Here is a 207-nt window from a genome sequence, read left to right on the forward strand (position 1 = left end):
AATGTGAAGACGATCAAGACCCTATATAGGTCTGTAGCTCAGTTGGTTAGAGCGCACCCCTGATAAGGGTGAGGTCGGCAGTTCAAATCTGCCCAGACCTACCAATATGCGGGGCCATAGCTCAGCTGGGAGAGCGCCTGCCTTGCACGCAGGAGGTCAGCGGTTCGATCCCGCTTGGCTCCACCACTTTCTGTTGTGTCTACTTGA

At 54.6% G+C, this 207-nt stretch carries 2 tRNA genes; both read left to right on the forward strand.

What is annotated here, in order from left to right:
* Positions 1–27: 27 nt before the first annotated feature.
* Positions 28–104 (forward strand) — tRNA-Ile (locus tag E3U47_RS24840).
* A 6-nt stretch (positions 105–110) separates the two neighbouring features.
* Positions 111–186 (forward strand) — tRNA-Ala (locus E3U47_RS24845).
* Positions 187–207 lie beyond the last annotated feature (21 nt).

It is taken from the genome of Pseudomonas sp. RIT623 (genome assembly GCF_004519305.1).
Lineage (GTDB): Bacteria > Pseudomonadota > Gammaproteobacteria > Pseudomonadales > Pseudomonadaceae > Aquipseudomonas.